This window comes from Loigolactobacillus jiayinensis (assembly GCF_003946445.1).
GTDB lineage: Bacteria > Bacillota > Bacilli > Lactobacillales > Lactobacillaceae > Loigolactobacillus > Loigolactobacillus jiayinensis.
The window spans coordinates 1-1566 of the sequence record NZ_RHOF01000122.1; the positions used below are offsets into that span (position 1 = coordinate 1).

General features: G+C 44.3%; 1 protein-coding gene. It reads right to left on the reverse strand.

Translation table 11 applies throughout. The features are described 5' to 3' along the window. Positions 1-180 precede the first annotated feature (180 nt). Positions 181-1548: a C69 family dipeptidase gene (locus EKM80_RS14755; protein ID WP_225418906.1), complete on the reverse strand. Its 1368-nt coding sequence runs from the start codon at positions 1546-1548 to the stop codon at positions 181-183. Positions 1549-1566 lie beyond the last annotated feature (18 nt).

The window sequence follows — 1566 nt, forward strand, 5'->3', positions numbered from 1 at the left end:
TTCGCAACTAAAGAACAGCTGGCCGTTTATTTGCCATGGAATCAAGCAAGTAACTTAAAAAAGCAGCCGGTATAACACAAAAAACAAATCGCCCGATCTCAATAAAATTCTGAGATCGGGCGATTTGTATTGAAAAACGGTTTATTATTAAGTGCTTACTTTTAATTCAGTATTATGTGACTACAAGTTCGGATCCATTTTAAAGGTTAGTTGCGAGAGTTCAGTCCCTTGTGTGGTTAAATCAGCCAACAATTTTTTAGTTGCTTGATTGTAATGTGTGGCAATCGCGTGATTTTGTTCTGTTAAATAAGCTGTTAAGTCAGCACCGGTTAGTGTCTTAGCGTGTTCATCAACAGCGCGAATCTTGGTTCGTGCCCACTGTGATAATTCCTTTTGGTAATCTAGGTCAGCCTGAATAAATTCGGCATAATGGGCTTCGACCACCATTGCCAAGGCTTCATACAGCCAATAAGCGCTGTCCAGTGACATTTCTTTTGGTAATTCGCGATACGAGGCATCAGTATCAGTGGCGTTGGTGAAAAATGGCACGTGCGGGCAGAAGCTGGGCACACCAAAGCCGATCCATTCGACACCAGCGGCGCCGTTAGTCTGGTTGTCGCGCATTTGCAAGATATGCGAGTTTGCGGTGCGCGATAATGAAATGGCGCGGTAAGTTTTCTTATCGTGTTCATTGCCGTGGCCTAGCGGATCGTACTTAGTTTCATTATAATGTGATTTCAGAATATACTGGATATCTTCAACTGAAATCTTGCGACTAGCTTTGCGAATAAATGGTAGCTCCGGCGATTCTGGATCTTGTTCAATTTCTGGATCCAGGTAGCGCTGGGCGAACCAAACCCGTGGTGTATTATAATGATGATCTTTTTCGGTATCAGTGCCGAAAATATGGCGGAAATTCCAACCAGTTTCATCAGGATTTAGTTGATTATCCGCCACGAATTCTTGAATACCGTCTGCCCACATAAAATTATCTGGGTCATTGAAGTCAATATTCTGAATGGCAATTTGATTGGCTGCTACGGCGTAACAGTCGTCAGGAATCCGCACCGCAACCCATTGATGACCGGTGACAATTTCCATATACCAAACCTCATTAGCATCATTGAATTGGACGCCATTACCTTCAGCGGAACCATATTTTTTCACTAATTCACCGAGGTACCGCACCCCGTCACGCGCGGAATCGATAAATGGCAACACTAACGTTGTCATTGAATCTTCGGCAAGCCCATTTTTCACAAATGGATCGTAGGCCAGCACCCGCTCATTAGCATAAACACTTTCTGTAGCACTTTCACCGACATTCTTTTCATTAAAGCCATCTTCTTCGTTTGGCCCTTCGCTATTATCAGCGTTCGGCGTCGCGGTATAGCGATAGCCAGCTTCCGGTAGGGGAACGGTTAACTGATTAAATGGTGATACGTAGGTCTCCTTGCGGCCGGAAACGGCTGGCTGAACTAGAAAACGTTTGGGATAAATAGCCACCAAACGGTAAGCAGTAAATAACAGACCGTCTATGAAGCCCACCAATTCCTTGGTATTCTA